Source organism: Corynebacterium sp. MSK073 (genome assembly GCF_030232085.1).
Classification (GTDB): Bacteria; Actinomycetota; Actinomycetes; order Mycobacteriales; family Mycobacteriaceae; genus Corynebacterium.
Genome location: NZ_JASPIY010000052.1, coordinates 1 through 301, shown reverse-complemented (window position 1 = coordinate 301; position 301 = coordinate 1). Strand labels below are relative to the sequence as shown.

The following is a 301-nucleotide window of genomic DNA, read 5'->3' as shown; positions in this document are numbered from 1 at the left end:
TCTACGATAAAACGCTAAATAGACCACTGTGGAGATAATCGCTGCGATAAGAAACGCTGAAAACGTAGTAAAAGTAGATAGCTCTGGGTCTACTTGGGCTCCGACTATCGCAGTGCCGATTCCTTGCCATAGGACAGCTAGGGCTACGATAACCGCCCCTACACCTGGTTTATTGGACTGGATCATAAAACCTTACCCTCAAAATCCGTAAAGTTAACTTAATAGGTGCTGTTGCAAAGTTGGGCGGAGAGCAGCGAAGACTCAGTTTCTCATTCCCTGACGGCCGCTGCGTGTGGGCGTT

1 protein-coding gene is annotated in these 301 nt (G+C 48.2%); it reads right to left on the bottom strand.

Annotated elements, in window-relative coordinates:
• The coding region (locus QP970_RS11640) for a hypothetical protein (RefSeq protein ID WP_284869972.1) at positions 1 to 186 on the bottom strand (186 nt) is incomplete at its 3' end.
• Between the last annotated feature and the right edge of the window lie 115 nt (positions 187 to 301).